13 protein-coding genes are annotated in these 16,190 nt (G+C 57.4%); 10 read left to right on the top strand and 3 right to left on the bottom strand.

What is annotated here, in order from left to right:
• Window positions 1-99: 99 nt before the first annotated feature.
• The 4 genes from ilvC (at window position 100) to ACRBB0_RS12630 (ending at window position 3,213) form a co-directional block, all read left to right on the top strand.
• Entirely contained in the window at window positions 100-1,122 is a 1,023-nt protein-coding gene (ilvC, locus tag ACRBB0_RS12645; protein WP_299933435.1) for a ketol-acid reductoisomerase, read from the top strand.
• A gap of 85 nt (window positions 1,123-1,207) precedes the next feature.
• Entirely contained in the window at window positions 1,208-1,675 is a 468-nt protein-coding gene (locus ACRBB0_RS12640) for a hypothetical protein (RefSeq protein ID WP_431374792.1), read from the top strand.
• Window positions 1,672-2,571 (top strand): DMT family transporter, encoded by a 900-nt coding sequence (locus ACRBB0_RS12635; protein WP_431374791.1) that lies wholly within the window; start codon window positions 1,672-1,674, stop codon window positions 2,569-2,571. Before ACRBB0_RS12640 ends, ACRBB0_RS12635 begins: the two co-directional genes overlap by 4 nt.
• A gap of 75 nt (window positions 2,572-2,646) precedes the next feature.
• Window positions 2,647-3,213 carry a hemerythrin domain-containing protein gene (locus tag ACRBB0_RS12630; RefSeq protein WP_431374790.1) on the top strand — a complete coding sequence of 189 codons (567 nt, stop codon included), beginning with the start codon at window positions 2,647-2,649 and terminating at the stop codon, window positions 3,211-3,213.
• Between the two features lie 285 nt (window positions 3,214-3,498).
• Here ACRBB0_RS12630 and glyS read toward each other — a convergent pair whose 3' ends face one another.
• The 3 genes from glyS to ACRBB0_RS12615 are packed head-to-tail and all read right to left on the bottom strand — an operon-like array spanning window position 3,499 to window position 7,226.
• Window positions 3,499-5,745: a glycine--tRNA ligase subunit beta gene (gene glyS, locus ACRBB0_RS12625; RefSeq protein ID WP_431374789.1), complete on the bottom strand. Its 2,247-nt coding sequence runs from the start codon at window positions 5,743-5,745 to the stop codon at window positions 3,499-3,501.
• 3 nt (window positions 5,746-5,748) lie between these two features.
• Window positions 5,749-6,276 carry a DUF6446 family protein gene (locus ACRBB0_RS12620; protein ID WP_431374788.1) on the bottom strand — a complete coding sequence of 176 codons (528 nt, stop codon included), beginning with the start codon at window positions 6,274-6,276 and terminating at the stop codon, window positions 5,749-5,751.
• Window positions 6,273-7,226: a glycine--tRNA ligase subunit alpha gene (locus tag ACRBB0_RS12615; RefSeq protein ID WP_431374787.1), complete on the bottom strand. Its 954-nt coding sequence runs from the start codon at window positions 7,224-7,226 to the stop codon at window positions 6,273-6,275. Before ACRBB0_RS12615 ends, ACRBB0_RS12620 begins: the two co-directional genes overlap by 4 nt.
• A 177-nt stretch (window positions 7,227-7,403) precedes the next feature.
• On the opposite strand from ACRBB0_RS12615, the gene ACRBB0_RS12610 reads away from it, so the two are divergent.
• The 6 genes from ACRBB0_RS12610 to glmM all read left to right on the top strand — a co-directional run bounded on the left by ACRBB0_RS12610 (window position 7,404) and on the right by glmM (window position 16,189).
• The gene (locus tag ACRBB0_RS12610) at window positions 7,404-9,212 is read left to right on the top strand and encodes a serine protease (protein WP_431374786.1); all 1,809 of its coding nucleotides are present in this window, start codon (window positions 7,404-7,406) and stop codon (window positions 9,210-9,212) included.
• 249 nt (window positions 9,213-9,461) lie between these two features.
• Window positions 9,462-11,954 (top strand): putative PEP-binding protein, encoded by a 2,493-nt coding sequence (locus ACRBB0_RS12605; protein ID WP_431374817.1) that lies wholly within the window; start codon window positions 9,462-9,464, stop codon window positions 11,952-11,954.
• A 120-nt stretch (window positions 11,955-12,074) separates the two neighbouring features.
• Window positions 12,075-12,731, top strand: coding sequence for a cell wall hydrolase (locus ACRBB0_RS12600; RefSeq protein WP_431374785.1), 657 nt, complete (start codon window positions 12,075-12,077; stop codon window positions 12,729-12,731).
• 112 nt (window positions 12,732-12,843) lie between these two features.
• A complete protein-coding gene (locus ACRBB0_RS12595; protein WP_431374784.1) occupies window positions 12,844-13,782 on the top strand; it encodes a dihydroneopterin aldolase in 939 nt (312 codons plus the stop codon).
• Window positions 13,783-13,833: 51 nt separating this feature from the next.
• A complete protein-coding gene (gene folP, locus ACRBB0_RS12590) occupies window positions 13,834-14,856 on the top strand; it encodes a dihydropteroate synthase (RefSeq protein WP_431374783.1) in 1,023 nt (340 codons plus the stop codon).
• Window positions 14,846-16,189 (top strand): phosphoglucosamine mutase, encoded by a 1,344-nt coding sequence (gene glmM / locus ACRBB0_RS12585; RefSeq protein WP_431374782.1) that lies wholly within the window; start codon window positions 14,846-14,848, stop codon window positions 16,187-16,189. Before folP ends, glmM begins: the two co-directional genes overlap by 11 nt.
• The last annotated feature ends 1 nt before the right edge of the window (window position 16,190 follow it).

Genomic DNA, 16,190 nt, shown 5'->3' with positions numbered 1-16,190 from the left:
TTAAATCGCAAATTCCTATGCGCTTTGCCGTTTTCACCACTGGAAACTCCCTATTGTGGCCCTCAACCAAACAACACCACGCTGATAAGGATTATCATCATGCGCGTTTACTACGACCGCGATTGCGACGTGAACATCATCAAAGACAAAAAAGTTGCCATTCTCGGCTACGGCTCGCAAGGCCACGCCCACGCGCTGAACCTGCGCGACAGTGGCGCGAAGAACCTTGTTGTTGCGCTGCGCGAAGGTTCTCCTTCGATTGCAAAAGCCGAAGGCGAAGGCCTTAAGACAATGGGTATCGCCGAAGCCGCCGCTTGGGCCGATGTGATCATGTTCACAATGCCCGACGAACTACAGGCCGAAACCTACAAGAAATACGTCCACGACAACATCCGTGAAGGCGCTGCCATCGCATTTGCCCACGGCCTGAACGTTCACTTTGGTCTGATCGAGCCCAAAGAAGGCATCGACGTGATCATGATGGCCCCCAAAGGCCCCGGTCACACCGTGCGCGGCGAATACACCAAAGGCGGCGGCGTGCCTTGCCTTGTTGCCGTTGATCGCGACGCAACCGGCAAAGCGCTGGAAATCGGCCTGTCCTATTGCTCCGCCATCGGTGGCGGCCGCTCGGGCATCATCGAAACCAACTTCCGCGAAGAATGTGAAACCGATCTGTTCGGCGAACAGGCGGTTCTGTGTGGCGGTCTGGTTGAACTGATCCGCTGTGGTTTCGAAACACTCGTCGAAGCGGGTTACGCCCCTGAGATGGCTTATTTCGAATGCCTGCACGAAGTGAAGCTGATCGTTGACCTGATCTATGAAGGCGGCATCGCCAACATGGATTACTCGATCTCCAACACTGCGGAATACGGCCAGTATGTCACCGGCCCACGTATCCTCAACTACGACGAAACCAAAGCCCGCATGAAAGACGTTCTGACCGATATTCAGGACGGCAAGTTCGTACGTGACTTCATGCTGGAAAATGCGGTTGGTCAGCCAACCATCAAAGCCGCCCGCCGTCACAACGACGAGCACCAGATCGAAGCCACCGGCGAAAAACTGCGCGGCATGATGCCGTGGATCTCTGCTGGCAAAATGGTCGACAAAGAGCGCAACTAAGCGTCTTGCGGTTTGAACCGTAACCTAGTCAAACAAGGGGTGCCCTAGAGATTGGGGCACCCTTTTTGTTTTGTGGACGTGCCAAATGTATTCAGAACGCGATCGTGAGCTGCACGCTGACAAGCTTGCCAAATTAATTTTATTTTCGGTCCCGATCGGTTTCCTAGGTCTTTGGCTTTACTTGGCCCAGTTTGCTTGGTTCGACACGAATTGCTCCAACCTTAAGCTGCCTCCCAAAGAGCGCTTGGACTACTGTGATCGCAGCGATGCCAGAGCGAAGATCGTTCATAACGTCCTCCCGCCCGCGGATCACAAGAGAGCCAAGGGCAAAAACAAGGTATTGAGATCCCGCGCCATCGCGCATGCCGAACTTGGCAACAGCCAAGAAGCCTTGGAGCTGTTTCGAAGGTCCTTGGCGCGTTGGCCAACGGATTTCAAAAAGCTTACTCGCAGCCAGAAGAGCGCAATCGGACACATGGAACACAGCTCCACCCCCAGGTTCGCGCACGATATCTGGCGTATCGCAATAAATGAACATTTTGAGGCCCTATGATCGACACCGCGACACGCACCGACTGGCTCTCTATCTGCATTCTCGCCCTCGTTTGGGGCAGCGCCTTCATGTTCATGTCGGTCGCTCTCGAAGGGTATGGGCCAATCACCGTTGCCACGGCGCGCACAAGCCTTGGCGCGCTGGTGTTGCTGATCGCGATGCCTTTGGCCGGTCAGGGCCTTCCCGCACCACAACCCGGCCTTTGGCGCTCTATCATCACCTTGGGTTTGCTCAGCACTGCCGTGCCGTTTTTGCTTCTGAGCTGGGGCTTGCAACATGTCCCTTCAAGCTTTGGCGGATTGGCGATGGCGACCATTCCCTTAATGGTCTTGGTTCTGGCGCATTTCTGGGGTGACGAGCGCATGATCCTCCGGCGCGCGGTTGGTGTCGTCGTCGGCTTTTGTGGCGCTTTGGTCCTGATCGGTCCGGGGGTGTTAGAGCTTGGTCAATCCACCGCTCCCTTGGCACAGCTTGCCTGCCTGGCGGCCGCGTTTTGTTACTCGGTATCATCAATCCTGACACGCAATTGCCCACCTGTTGCGCCGCTCACCCTAACGGCCCTCACCATGGCGGTCGGAGCGGTTGTATTGATCCCATTGATGTTGTGGATCGAAGGCGTGCCAGACTGGCAAGGCATCCGCCCCGGCGGGGCGATCTTGATGCTCGGGTTGATGCAAACGGCCGCAATGAACCTTTTGCGCATCCGGGTGATCAAAAGCGCCGGATCGGTATTTATGACGCTGGTGAATTATCAGGTGCCAATCTGGGCAATGATCTATGGCGCATTTTTGCTGGGTGAGGAGCTGCCATGGCAATTCTTTGTCGCGCTTGTGTTGATCCTGAGCGGGATGGCATTGGGGCAATGGCGGTCATTGATCGGAATTTTCCGCCGCTAGTTGGTGCGATTGCGCCCCAACTCTGTGCACGGATGCGTCATTGTTATATTATAACCCACACCTATCTGGGTTGGCATGACCCAATACAACATCAAAACCCGTAAAGGCCTGCCAACCGAAATGCAGGCCTTGCTTCGGACCCTTCCACGCGATGGCTGGAAGGACCATCCGAATTTCGCCCGCTCTATTCAGAATTGGATGGGCGCACATCAAATGTTCCGCGATCTAACAAGATTGGTGCAGGAAGACACACAAAGCTTTTTGGATCACGATCTTGAAGACAAAGTCTATACTGGGCGTTTGGCTCATTTTGGCAATCTTTTGATTGGCAACCTGCACGGGCATCACGGCTGGGAGGATCGTTCGTTCTTTCCCGAACTTGAGGCCGCAGACCCGCGATTTGCCCGTGGGTTGGAGATGCTGGAAAGCGATCACGAAGAGCTTGATGCGCTTTTGGATCGGTTGGCCAAGACAGGCAATCGGGTGGTGCAACTGGCGACGCTAGAACCCGCTCAGATGTATGATGAGGCAGGCGTGTTGCATGAAACGGCAGAGGCCATCGGCGGTTTTCTGGAGCGCCATCTGAACGATGAAGAAGATCTGGCAGTGCCGATCCTGCTGCACCACGCCCTGCGCGGGTAATCACAGAAGCGCCGAGCCCAAGAGCGGGCAGTCCCCGCCAATGCAAGCGGTCCGGGGCTTGCCTGCGCTAAGCCGAGCGGGACTGTTTACAACCCCTAAAACGTCACAGGGCGGGGAAAGCCCCCGCCCTGTCTCTATCTCGAGCTTTGATCGGGTTTCTGCCAAACCGTCGCATATTTGTTTCGGCCGCCCTAAGCGCGACCCATGTTATGATTAGGCTCCGCCCGTGATCACCATGCTTTGTCCCCCGGACAAACCACCGGCCTCAAGAGGCCGGACTGATGATCACCCTTCAAGCTTCGTCAAATCGGCGACTTGCAGGCATGTCACCCGAATGCGCGACAACAGGTTCAAGCGATTGCGGCGCACCACGGAGTTATCCGAATTCACCTGAACCGCCTCAAAGAACGCATCAATCGGGGCGCGCAGACCGGCCATGGCTTCCATTGCAGCGGCATAATCTTCGGCCTGCATCGCCGGGGCGATTTTGGCATCCGACGCGTCCAAAGCTGCAAACAGCGCCTTTTCGCTGTCATCCTCGGCGAATTTCACATCCGCCCCATAGGAATACTCAACCCCATCCTTTTCCTCGGCCTGTGAGAGGATGTTATTGGCGCGTTTGAAACCTTGGACGAGGTTCACACCGTCGTCGGTCTTCATAAACGCAGCCAGCGCTTCGGCGCGGGTGACCAACAGACGCAAATCATCGCCGCCTTCCATCGCAAGACAGGCGTCAATGACATCATGCCGGATGCCTTCGTCACGCAGGTGCACCTTGAGACGATCATGGAAAAACGCCAGCAGATCGGTCGACAAATCAGGAACCTTGTCACCAACGGTGCGCAAAACAGTGCCTTCTTCGGCCTCGACACCTTCGCCCTTGACGCGGTCCAGAATAGTGCGCAGTGCAGCACCAAACACGCCGTGATCAGCGATTTCATCCACCAGTGAATCCAAAGCTTCGAGATCAACACGATCCGCACCGTTTTGGATATGGCGTTCATGGCGCACCAGCTGTGCGTCGATGAAGCGATCCAAATGCAAACGCGCGCCATTGGACAACACCAACCGGATCACACCCAGCGCAGCACGGCGCAGCGCGTAAGGGTCTTTGGACCCGGTGGGTTTTTCGTCGATGGCCCAGAAACCGGTGAGCGTATCGAGCTTATCCGCCAAAGACACTGCAACGGAGACTGGCGCTGATGGGACATCATCAGACGGGCCAAGCGGCGAGTAATGCTCTTCACAGGCATTGGCGACCTCATCCGGGAGGCCTGCAGCCTTGGCATAGTACCGCCCCATAAGCCCTTGAAGTTCAGGGAACTCATAGACCATCTCAGAGCTGAGATCAGCCTTGGCTACGCGCGCCGCCTGTTCGGCCAAATCCGCGTCGGCCCCAACCGCAGGGGCAAGCGCCCGTGCCAGTTTGGCGATGCGATCAATCCGGGCTGATTGCGAGCCAAGCTCGCGGTGGAAAGTCACGTTGGACAAACGGTCTGTCCACGCACCCAAGCCTTCGCGCTGCGCAACGCGCAAATCGTTTTCCCAAAAGAATTTCGCATCCGCCAAACGCGCCGCCAGAACCTTTTGGTTCCCAGCAAGGATGGTCGCGCCATTATCAGCGGTTTCGATATTGGAAACGGTGATCCATTTTTCGATCCGGTCGGTCTTGGGATTGCGCACCGAGAAAAACTTCTGGTGCTCTTTCATCGACGTCTGAAGCACCTCAGGCGGCAGCTCCAAAAACTCATCGTCGATGTCGCCCATCAACACGACTGGCCATTCGACCAGACCGGCAACCTCACGCAACAGCCCCTTGTCTTCCACAACCTCAAGGCCCAGCGCAAAGGCGGCATTGGTCGCGTCGTTCCAAATCGCTTCGGCGCGTTCATCCGCAGAGAGCACAACGCGGTTGCGTTTCAGCTGGCTTTCGTAATCCTCAAACGAGGTCACAGTAAACGGCTCGCCGCCCATGAAACGGTGGCCTTCGGTGGTCTGACCAGACACGATGCCATCAATGTCCAAAGGCACAATCTCTGTCCCGGCTTCGTCAACCAGAATGCAGGTGATACGATGCAAAGGACGGACCCAACGCAAAGCGCCAGAGCCCCAGCGCATAGACTTGGGCCACGGGAAATTGCGGATAGTTTTTTCAAGCACCTCAGCGGTGATCGCAGCCGCCGGGCGGCCTTCGGTCACAACGCAGGCATAGAAAAACGAACCCTTTTTGTCCTCACGCTCTTCGAGCTGATCACGTGTGACCCCGGCCCCCCGCATGAACCCTTCCAGCGCTTTGTCCGGTGCACCGACTTTGGGGCCGCGACGCTCTTCGCGCAGAGTTGGTGACTGGGCCAACAGCCCATCCAGCGCCAAGGTCAACCGGCGCGGTGTCGAAAAGGCACGCGCGCCCGCATAGGTCAAACCGGCCTCAACCAGACCGTCGGTGACCAGTTTCTGGAGGTCCGCCGCCGCTTTGCCTTGCATACGGGCTGGAATTTCCTCGGAAAACAGTTCGATCAATAAGTCGGGCATGGGTTATTCTCCGTCTCGGGGCGGGCAATCTTTGCCCAGTGGTGAGCCGTCATAGGCCTTATCACCACATTGATTAATCTCGTGCCAGACATAGCCGCGCCCATCATCGGTGATGGCAACCACGCGGTCGATGCCCCATTCAAAGTTGCGCTGCCCGGTAAAGACCAGCGCCGTACCGGCCTCGATCTCGGCCCCAATGGCAGCCGCGTCAAAACAGTCAAACCAATCGGGGGCGTTTTTGGGAACCGCGCCTTCGTAGTTTTCATAGGTTTCTGTCAACATCGGGAAAGACATTGGCGTGGTGAAGCAAGCACGATAGCGGATCGGCGAGCTTTCGGCGTCAATTGCTTTGAAATCCTCATAGAGGATTGGTTCAACTGTGCCGGATGCCATAACGGTCATTTCAACATCAGCGGTGCCGTTGGCCTTCACCTCTTCGTAGAAGTGATAGATCTGCATATAGTAAACAACGGCCCCGAAAACCAAAGCACTCACGACGATTCCCCCACCGATCAGTTTGCCAGCGTTCACGCCGCATTCCCCCCATTGGCACTTGGGTCGAATCCACCAGCTTCGGTCAGCACAAAGGCATCGGCGCACATTTTGGTCAGCGCACGCACTCGGCCGATATAGGCCTGACGTTCGGTGACCGAAATCACGCCACGTGCATCGAGCAGGTTAAAGATATGGCTGGCTTTGATCGCCTGATCATAGGCCGGGTGGACCATGATGATGCGCTTGCCGGTTTTGGGGTCGACATGGTCCTGCATCAGAATTTTGGCGCATTCGGCTTCGGCCTCTTCGAAATGGCGCAGCAATACATCCGTGTCGGCCACATCAAAGTTCCAGCGTGAATATTCCTGTTCGGTCTGTTTGAACACATCACCATAGGTCAGCGGATTGGGCGACGTCGGGTCGTTAAACGGCATGTCCATGACGTGATCGACACCCAGGATATAGATCGCCAACCGTTCCAAACCATAGGTCAGCTCACCAGATACCGGTGCGCAGTCATGGCCGCCAACCTGTTGAAAATAGGTGAATTGCGACACTTCCATGCCGTCACACCAAACTTCCCAACCAAGGCCCCACGCACCCAGTGTTGGGCTTTCCCAATCGTCCTCGACAAAGCGCACATCATGCAGAGCCATGTCGATACCAATCGCTTGGAGAGAGCCAAGGTAAAGCGCCTGCAAATCGGGCGGGCTTGGTTTGATGATGACTTGATACTGGTAATAATGCTGTAAGCGGTTGGGATTCTCACCGTAGCGACCATCGGTCGGACGGCGCGACGGCTGGACATAAGCAGCCGCCCAAGCGTTGGATCCGAGCGAGCGCAAAGTGGTCGCGGGATGGAAGGTTCCGGCCCCGACCTCCATATCGTAAGGCTGCAGAATTGCACAACCTTTTGACGCCCAATAGGTTTGAAGGCGCAGGATGATTTCCTGAAAGCTTCTTGGTTTGGGCAAAGTCTCGGCCATCACATCATTCCTGGTCTGTCGGAGCGTTCATACGTGTCGCCTGATTAGGCGGGCTGGCGGCTGGGGTCAACTCTGGCTGCGGGCGCGCACGTACTTTTGACGTGCAACCGGGCAAGCATCTGCTAAGAATGCCTGAATGGACAGGATATTGATTGTGACCCGGGGTCTAAATTGCGAATGAAGAAGAGTTTGATTGGAGGGCTGACAGCCTTGGTGCTGACAGCGGGCGTGGCCTTTGCGCAAGACGAGTCCGTCTTCATCCAGATCGAGGCGCGCACCTCTTTGAATGGTGCGCAAAGCAGCGTGAATGATTATGCAGGCAAATTGCCCGATGTGAACGGGTTTTCGCTTGGTGGCGGGTGGTATGGCGTGGCGCTTGGCCCCTATAGCCGCACCGAGGCGCAGGACGTTTTGTTTGATCTGCAGCGCCGCCGCCTCATCCCGGCAGATGCCTATATCGAAGTGCCGCGGGCCTATGGGCGTCAGTTTTGGCCGGTTGGGTCGCAGACACTGACCACACTTACGCCGCGCCCTACACCAGAGGTGACGCAAGCTGAACCGGCTCAAATTCCGGCGGAACCTGTGGCCGAAACTGTGCTCGAAGCCGCAACCCCTGCCCCGCAAGCCGCACGACAACCGGCCCCTGAACCCGAAATCGTCGAAGAGACTCCGCGCCAAGCTCGTGCCAGCGAAGCCAAGCTGACCCGTGACGAACGCAAGGATTTGCAGATCGCCATGAAATGGGCCGGCGTTTATACGGCCGGCATTGACGGAGCCTTTGGACGGGGCACCCGCCGCGCTATGGGCGAATGGCAAATTCAAAACGGTTTTGAAAAAACCGGTATTCTAACCACCCTGCAGCGCGCCGAATTGCTGCGCCAGTACAACGCCATTCTCGATGGCATGGGCATGGCCGAGTTCAGTGACCCGCGTGCGGGGATTGCCATGCAATTGCCCATGGGAGCGGTATCGTTTGATCGCTACGAAGCTCCATTTGCCTTGTTGAACGCGACGGGTGTTGTCGACGGTGCGCAGGTTTTATTGATCAGCCAACCGGGCGATCGCAAAACCATGAACGGCCTCTATGAGATCATGCAAACGCTTGAAATCGTTCCGCTCGACGGCAAACGCAAGCGCGACAAATCGGGCTTTTTGCTGACGGGTGAAAACGCAAAAATCACCAGCCATACCGAAGTTGGCCTGCGCAATGGAGAGATCAAAGGCTTTACCCTGATCTGGCCAACGGGCGATGAAGAACGCCGCACACGGGTCTTGGCACTGATGCAAGACAGCTGGCAGCGCACCGAAGGCGTATTGGACCCGGCCGCCGTCACAGATGCCGGACAAGCGGTTGATCTGGTGTCGGGCCTAAAAGTGCGCACACCGCGTGAAAACGCCTCCGGCTTTTTTGTCGATAACTCCGGCACAGTGCTGACCAGCGCCGCAACCGTTGCGGGCTGTTCACGTCTGACATTGGATGGTGTCTTTGAGGCCAAATTGGTCGCCAGCGACGAGGCCCTTGGCGTCGCGATTCTACGCCCTGCCCAAAGCCTGGCACCGCGTCGTGTTGCGGCTTTTCGCACCGATGCCCCGCGTCTTCAGTCGGAGATTGCTGTAGCAGGCTATAGCTTTGGTGGCCGCCTAAGTGCGCCGACGTTGACCTTTGGGACGTTGGAGGACTTGCAAGGCCTGTCGGGCGAAGCTGCAATTGCACGTCTGGCTCTTGCATCGCTGCCCGGCGACGCTGGTGGCCCGGTGTTTGATGCAGGCGGCTTGGTCGTGGGCATGATGCAAACCAAGGCCGAAAGCGGAAGTCGCCGTTTGCCCGAAGATGTGAGCTTTGCCGCCAAAACCGAGCAGATCACAGCCTTTTTGCAACGCAATGGCATTCGCTCTGCCACTGGCCGCGGGGCCAGCGTTATGGCCCCCGAAGACCTGACGGCGCTGGCCGCAGATACAACTGTTTTGATCAGCTGCTGGGAATAGGTCACAACTCCGCTGCACACCGCCAAACAGCGATGTGATCAAAGGTTAAAACTCATTCGGGCGGCCAACAAACGGCCGCCCGAAACGTTTCTTTCAGCCTCTTGCACCAGACTGCGACATTAACGAATTGCTAAACCGGCTTGCTTGAGCGTTTATCCAGCCTATGCTGCCCGGCAAGAAAAAGGTGCCGCAGTGCAGAAACCCGACGATCAAAATCGTAACGTGACCCTGATCACCGCCTCTTCACCGATGGCGACACCCACCCATGGTGGCCGGGCGAAATGCTTGCAACGTTTGGTGCGGCTCGAATTGCCTGTGCCGCGCACCGTGGCCCTGTCGTTTGACATGGTGCATACGATTGCCAGCGGTGGCATGCCAGATACACAGGCCCTTGTTGATACGTTTTGCGACGGGGCGTTGCTCTGTGTGCGTCCCTCCTCGGAAGACCCCGACTGGGGCGGCCCCGGTGCGATTTTGAACATCGGGATGAATCATGACCGGCTCGCGGATCTGACCAAAACCCTTGGCCCTGACGCCGCCTCCGAATTGTACCTGCGCTTTGTGCAAAGCTTTGCGATTCACGTCGCCCGCCTTGATCCCGACATGTTCGAAGAGATCGAGGCGACCGGTGCCGATGGTCTGGCCGAAGCCCTGCGCGCCTATGAAGACGAAGCAGAAGAGCCTTTCCCCCAAGATCCTGCCGTCCAGTTGGCCGAAGTCTTGCGCTCGATGGCGCGTGCCTGGGAAGGCACAACCGCGCGTTTGCTGCGGCAGGCCAAGGGGGCTCCGATGGACGCGGGGCTTGGCCTTGTGGTGCAGGAAATGGCGCTGGGGTTGGGTCAGGGCGAATGCGGTTCAGGGGTGTTGCAGCTGGTCAATTCGGAGACCGGCCTGCCACAGGTCACCGGCCGGTATCTGAGCCAGAGCCAAGGGCGCGAAGCGCTTCAACAAGGCAACGAGAGCCTATATCTGGTGCGCGACCCACGCGGCCCTTCGCTCGAAGAAGCCGAGCCTGAAATTTTTGCGACGCTTAAGAAAAATGCCGAGCTGATGCGTCGCCGACTGCGCGAAGAGATGCAGATCGAGTTTACCTTGGTTGGTGGTCAGGTTCACATTTTGGACGGCGTGCGAGTTCAGCGCACCCCGCGCGCAGCGGTGCGCATCGCTGTGCGGCTGGCGGAAGAGGGTATCATAGCACGCCAAGAAGCCGTAATGCGGATTGAACCGCGCGCGATTTCTGAGTTGTTGCACCGACAGATTGCCCCTGATGCGCCCCGCGATGTCATCGGCAGCGGCATCGCCGCCTCGCCCGGTGCAGCCACCGGCCGGATCGTTTTTTCAGCCGCCGAAGCCCAGGCGAGCCATGCCCGCAACGAACCCTGCATTCTAGTACGGCGCGAAACCTCCCCCGAGGATATTCGCGGAATGCATGCCGCCGCTGGGGTGCTGACAGAACGCGGAGGCATGACCAGCCACGCGGCGGTGATTGGACGAGGTCTTGGCACGCCGTGCGTTGTTGGGGCTGCGCGGATGAAGCTCAACCTCAAGCGCAAAACTATCAGCGCCGGCTCGGGCAAGGTTTTCCGCGAGGGGGATATTATTACGCTGGATGGCACCAATGGTCAGATTCTGGCCGGGGCACCGCAAACCGTTGAAGCCGCGCTGGATGACGCCTTCCAGGTGCTGATGACCTGGGCTGATGATGAGCGCGATATTTCCATTCGCGCCAATGCGGATACCCCCGCCGATGCCGCCACAGCCCGCAATTTTGCCGCGCAGGGAATTGGTCTGTGCCGGACCGAGCACATGTTCTTTGAGGCCGACCGCATCACACCGATGCGCGAAATGATCTTTGCCGACACCGCCGAAGATCGTCAGGCCGCCTTGGCGATATTGCTGCCGATGCAACGCGCGGATTTCTCAGAGCTGTTTCGCATCATGGAAGGCTTGCCGGTCGTGATCCGCCTGTTTGATCCGCCCTTGCACGAATTCTTGCCAAGCGACCGCGCCGGATTGCGTGATCTGGCCGAAGCGCTTGATCTGCCGGTCTCAGATGTGACCCGGCGCGTGGATGCCTTGGGGGAATACAACCCGATGCTCGGGTTACGTGGGGTGCGCTTGGGAATCACCCTGCCAGAAATTTACGACATGCAGGCCCGCGCGATTTTCGAAGCGACTTTGGACACCTCCGAAGAAGGCGAACCAGTTGTCCCTGAAATCATGCTGCCCTTGGTCTCGGCCAAGCGCGAGGTCGAACTTGTCCGCTCACGCATTGACGCCGTCGCAGCCGCAGTGCGGGCCGAACGCGGAGAGGAGTTCACCTATCGTCTCGGCGTTATGGTCGAGACACCGCGCGCCTGTTTAAGGGCCGGTGACATCGTTCCCCATTCTCAGTTTTTGTCGTTTGGGACCAATGACCTGACCCAAATGACCTATGGATTGTCGCGCGATGACGCCGGGCGGTTTATGTCGGATTACGTCCAACAAGGTGTCTTTCGCGAAGACCCATTCCATATGCTCGATGTCGAAGGTGTTGGCGAATTGATCGCCATTGGGGCCGAACGGGCGCGGCTGGTTCAGCAGGATGTGACTCTGTCGATCTGCGGTGAACATGGCGGCAATCCGGCCTCAATTGCCTTTTGTCGCGCCGTCGGCATGGACTATGTGAGCTGCTCTCCCTTCCGCGTGCCCGTGGCCCGGCTCGCAGCGGCACAATTAGCGATCACCGACAAAATAAGCTGATAGTTGCAGTTTTGCCCCCCATATCTGGCCGGGTTTACGCAATTTGAAGAATTTTGTATGAATGCCGGGTTTGGTGGCGGGGGACCGCTTTTTCAGATGAGAAACGTGTTGAGAGGGCAAATGATCCGAACCTTGAGCCTTGTTGCGACCCTTGTTGGCGCCAGTGTATTCGCGAGCGTTCTTGCCGTTCAACCGGCCGTGGCAGACAGCACCCATGTCAAAGCAAAACGCTTGATGACGATGGAGCAACGCGCCTTGGAACAGGCCAATGCCGCCCACCTGACCAAGCTCGTCACAGCTATCCCACAGGCCACACCTGCGTCCTATACGGGCACTTCGCGTATTCGTTACGACAAAGCCTGGCTCAAAGCCCAACCCAAAGCCGCAGGTGGGAGCGAATGGCGCTGCCTCTCTGAAGCACTGTACTTCGAAGCCCGTGGAGAAACCGTCAAAGGCCAGTTTGCAGTCGCCGAAGTGATTTTGAATCGCGTCGACAGCAGCCGCTTTCCCGGCTCGGTCTGCGGTGTGATCAACCAAGGAACCGGGCGCAAATACGCCTGCCAATTCACCTATACCTGCGACGGCCGCCCGGAAAACATCCATGAACCTGCGTCATGGGAACGGGTCGGAAAGGTCGCCAAGCTGATGCTGGACGGGGCTCCACGACAGTTCACCAAAGGTGCCACCTATTACCACACCACCGGTGTAAGCCCGAACTGGTCACGTAAGTTCAATCGGACGGCGCATATCGGCGTGCATCTGTTCTACAAACCCTGACACAAATTCTGACTGTGTCGCTGTTGCCGTCCTAGCTGCCGTCTCTGCTGGTTCCCATTGCCTTGGGTTCGGCGTATATGGCCCAGACCTGATGCCTTTGGAGCCGCGACACATGGCCAGTGAAACACGTCTTGCTTTTGCACACCCGTCCGAACGGGCCATTGCCACCGCCGGAGATGAACCGCGTGATCGGATCAGCCTGCGCGACCATGTGGCCGAAGTGGAAATCGGGGCCTTTCAGGATGAACGCGGCACCACCCAGCGTGTGCGCTTTAACGTCGTGGTCGAAGTCCTGCCATTTAAGGGGCATATCGACGACGATGTTGATCGGATTTTGTCTTACGACCGGGTCACAGAAGCCATTGCCCACGAGTTAGAAGCCGAGCGGCTCAACCTTTTGGAAACGCTGGCAGAGCGGATCGCTGAGCGCATTCTGCTTGAACCTCAGGCACTTCGGACCTTTGTTCGGATCGAAAAGATTGATCGCGGCCCCGGTGCACTGGGTGTTGAGATTGTGCGCAGCAAACGGGACGTGGCTGAGCATCTCGAAAGCCTTGCGGATGAAGTCGCTCAGGAACAGCCGCATCCACGGGTTGTTTATCTCTCCAACGCTGCGATGGCTGATCCGCGATTGACAGAGTGGATCGACACGCTGGCCGCGCGCAAAGCACCGTTAATTTTATGCGTTGGATTGCCGGACACCCCGCGCCCGCATTCGGGACATGTCATGACCCAGCGCCGGATTGACTTATTGGCGATCGAACAAAACGGATGGTGCCTTGCCGCGCGTGATCTGCGTTGCAAAGTTGTAGCAACCCGCACGGAATTGGACTGGGCGATGAAGAACAACCAGATCTGCGTCTGGGCACCCTCTAAAATCGTTTTGGATGCAGTCCAAGGCCCTGAAACAAAACCCAAAGACTCTGTTGCCCTCTCGGCTTGGTTTGCCGGTGAAATTGACGCTGTAGAACTGTTGGTCATCGGCGAAGCTTTGCCTGAGACCAGCCCGGTCAGCATCCGTGCCCTTGCCCCCGGTGATGGCTTGTTCTAGCGACGTGTGAACAGACTTGCCAAATTGGCAAGGATCAGTCACGGAAGCAGAATGAACGAGTACTACCGACCACTTGTCCGTTTTGACATCCCGCGTCCGTCCAATGCCTTGGCGGTTGCTGGGGGATCTGGATGGTTCACACACGCCGTTTTGCACCGGCGCGACGATGACAGCCAGACGGTCATTCATATGGACGACGTCCCCGCCGACTGGATAGCCAAGATCAGCGCCCCACGTGCCCCGATCGCGGGCATGACTTTGGATCAACCCCGCCTTATGGGCATTTTGAACGTCACACCTGACAGTTTCTCGGATGGCGGGCTGCATGTAACGCCCGCGCGGGCCTTACAACGAGCGGAACAAATGGCTCAAGACGGGGCCGATCTTTTGGATGTGGGCGGTGAAAGCACCAGACCCGGTGCCCAAACCGTTCCTGCAGAGGCGGAAATCGCCCGGATTGAACCGGTTATTCGCGCCGTGCGTCACAATCAGCCGCTTCCAGTATCCGTAGATACCCGCAAATCCAGTGTTGCCGAAGCCGCCGTTCATGCCGGTGCCAGTATCATCAATGATGTGTCCGGCTTCACCTATGACCGCATGCTCGGGCGCTATTGCGCCGAACAGAACCTGCCAGTTTGCATTATGCATTCCCAAGGTGAACCAGAAGACATGCAGTTGGATCCAAATTACGATTGCGTCTTGCTGGATGTGTTCGATTTTCTCAACGCGCAGATTTCGATGCTCGCAGAGCTTGGTATTTCGCGGGACAATATTATTGTCGATCCCGGTATCGGGTTTGGCAAAAGCCTTCAGCATAACCTTGCTCTGTTAAACGGAATTTCGCTGTTTCACGCCCTTGGCTGCCCAATTTTACTTGGGGCCTCGCGCAAGGGATTTATTCGAAAAATTACCGGGGTCCTTCCAGCCTCGGCGCGCATGCCTGGGTCCGTCGCAACGGCCCTCGCGGCGGTTGGTCAGGGCGTTCAGATCCTGCGCATCCACGACGTCGCTGAAACCAAACAGGCCATCGACGTCTGGAAGGCCATTTGGAAAGGAGAACAATTTGACACGTAAGCTTTTTGGAACGGACGGGGTTCGTGGAACGGCGAATGCCTTCCCAATGACGGCAGAAATGGCCCTGATGTTGGGCGCGGCAGTGGGACGGTATTTTCGCAATGAACACGGCGGCGTACACCGTGTCGTCATCGGAAAAGACACGCGTCTTTCGGGCTATATGTTTGAAAATGCGCTGACCGCCGGGCTGACCTCGACGGGGATGAATGTTCTACTCTTGGGGCCGGTTCCCACCCCTGCCGTTGGCTTGTTGACCCCCTCAATGCGGGCCGATCTGGGCATTATGATTTCGGCCAGCCACAACCCGGCTGTTGACAACGGCATCAAATTTTTCGGCCCCGATGGGTTTAAGCTCTCGGACAAGGTCGAAGCCGAAATCGAAGCCTTGGTGTCGGCCGGAGTGCGCCCGGCCCATCCCGAAAATATCGGCCGAGCCCGACGCATTGACGATGGCCGCTCGCGCTATCAGGAGCGCGTAAAATCAACGCTGCCATCGGGGTTGCGTTTGGATGGCATCAAGGTTGTTGTCGACTGCGCCAATGGGGCCGCCTATCGCTCGGCACCTGAAATTTTGTGGGAACTCGGCGCGACAGTTGTTCCCATCGGGATTGAGCCGAACGGCCTCAACATCAACGAGGGTTGCGGATCAACCAAGCCGCAAAAAGCGGCCGCTGCTGTGATCGAAAACGGGGCCGATGTTGGCATCTGCTTGGATGGCGACGCGGATCGGATCATTTTGATCGACGAAAAGGGTCAGATCGCGGATGGTGATCAGATCATGGCGCTGATGGCGGAACGCTGGGCCGCCGAAGAGCGACTTGCCGGAGGGGCTCTGGTTGCGACGGTCATGTCAAATCTGGGGCTTGAGCGGTTCCTTGAGAACAAAGGGCTTCGTCTGGAGCGCACCCAGGTCGGTGACCGATATGTTGTTGAAGCCATGCGTAAAAATGGCTGGAACCTTGGCGGTGAACAGTCGGGCCATATCGTAATGACGGACTATGCCACAACCGGTGACGGGCTTATGGCGGGCATGCAGTTCTTGGCGGAAATGGTGCGAAGTGGTCGCCCGGCTTCTGAATTGACACGCCGCTTTGAACCCGTGCCGCAATTGCTCAAAAACGTTCGTTTCGGCGAAGGTCAAACGCCTTTGGATGTTGGGACCGTTAAAAACGCGATCAGCGAAGCCGAAGGTTTGTTGCACGGCAAGGGCCGCCTCTTGATCCGCAAATCCGGTACGGAGCCACTGATCCGAGTTATGGCCGAATGCGAAGACCCCGGCTTGTTGGAACAGGTCGTCGATGGGATTGTCGCCGAGGTGCAAGCCGTCTCGTAAG

This window comes from Pelagimonas sp. (assembly GCF_050633425.1).
In the GTDB taxonomy this organism is placed as follows: Bacteria; Pseudomonadota; Alphaproteobacteria; order Rhodobacterales; family Rhodobacteraceae; genus Pelagimonas.
This window is presented reverse-complemented; position numbering and strand designations above follow the sequence as displayed.

Excerpts from the sequence above, each read along its gene's own strand:
- folP (WP_431374783.1), top strand. The coding sequence starts at position 13,834 with ATGAACGAGTACTACCGACCACTTGTCCGTTTTGACATCCCGCGTCCG.
- ACRBB0_RS12615 (WP_431374787.1), bottom strand. The coding sequence starts at position 7,226 with ATGGCCGAGACTTTGCCCAAACCAAGAAGCTTTCAGGAAATCATCCTG.
- glyS (WP_431374789.1), bottom strand. The coding sequence starts at position 5,745 with ATGCCCGACTTATTGATCGAACTGTTTTCCGAGGAAATTCCAGCCCGT.
- ACRBB0_RS12610 (WP_431374786.1), top strand. The coding sequence starts at position 7,404 with ATGAAGAAGAGTTTGATTGGAGGGCTGACAGCCTTGGTGCTGACAGCG.
- ACRBB0_RS12595 (WP_431374784.1), top strand. The coding sequence starts at position 12,844 with ATGGCCAGTGAAACACGTCTTGCTTTTGCACACCCGTCCGAACGGGCC.
- ACRBB0_RS12640 (WP_431374792.1), top strand. The coding sequence starts at position 1,208 with ATGTATTCAGAACGCGATCGTGAGCTGCACGCTGACAAGCTTGCCAAA.
- ACRBB0_RS12605 (WP_431374817.1), top strand. The coding sequence starts at position 9,462 with ATGGCGACACCCACCCATGGTGGCCGGGCGAAATGCTTGCAACGTTTG.
- ilvC (WP_299933435.1), top strand. The coding sequence starts at position 100 with ATGCGCGTTTACTACGACCGCGATTGCGACGTGAACATCATCAAAGAC.
- ACRBB0_RS12600 (WP_431374785.1), top strand. The coding sequence starts at position 12,075 with ATGATCCGAACCTTGAGCCTTGTTGCGACCCTTGTTGGCGCCAGTGTA.
- ACRBB0_RS12635 (WP_431374791.1), top strand. The coding sequence starts at position 1,672 with ATGATCGACACCGCGACACGCACCGACTGGCTCTCTATCTGCATTCTC.
- ACRBB0_RS12630 (WP_431374790.1), top strand. The coding sequence starts at position 2,647 with ATGACCCAATACAACATCAAAACCCGTAAAGGCCTGCCAACCGAAATG.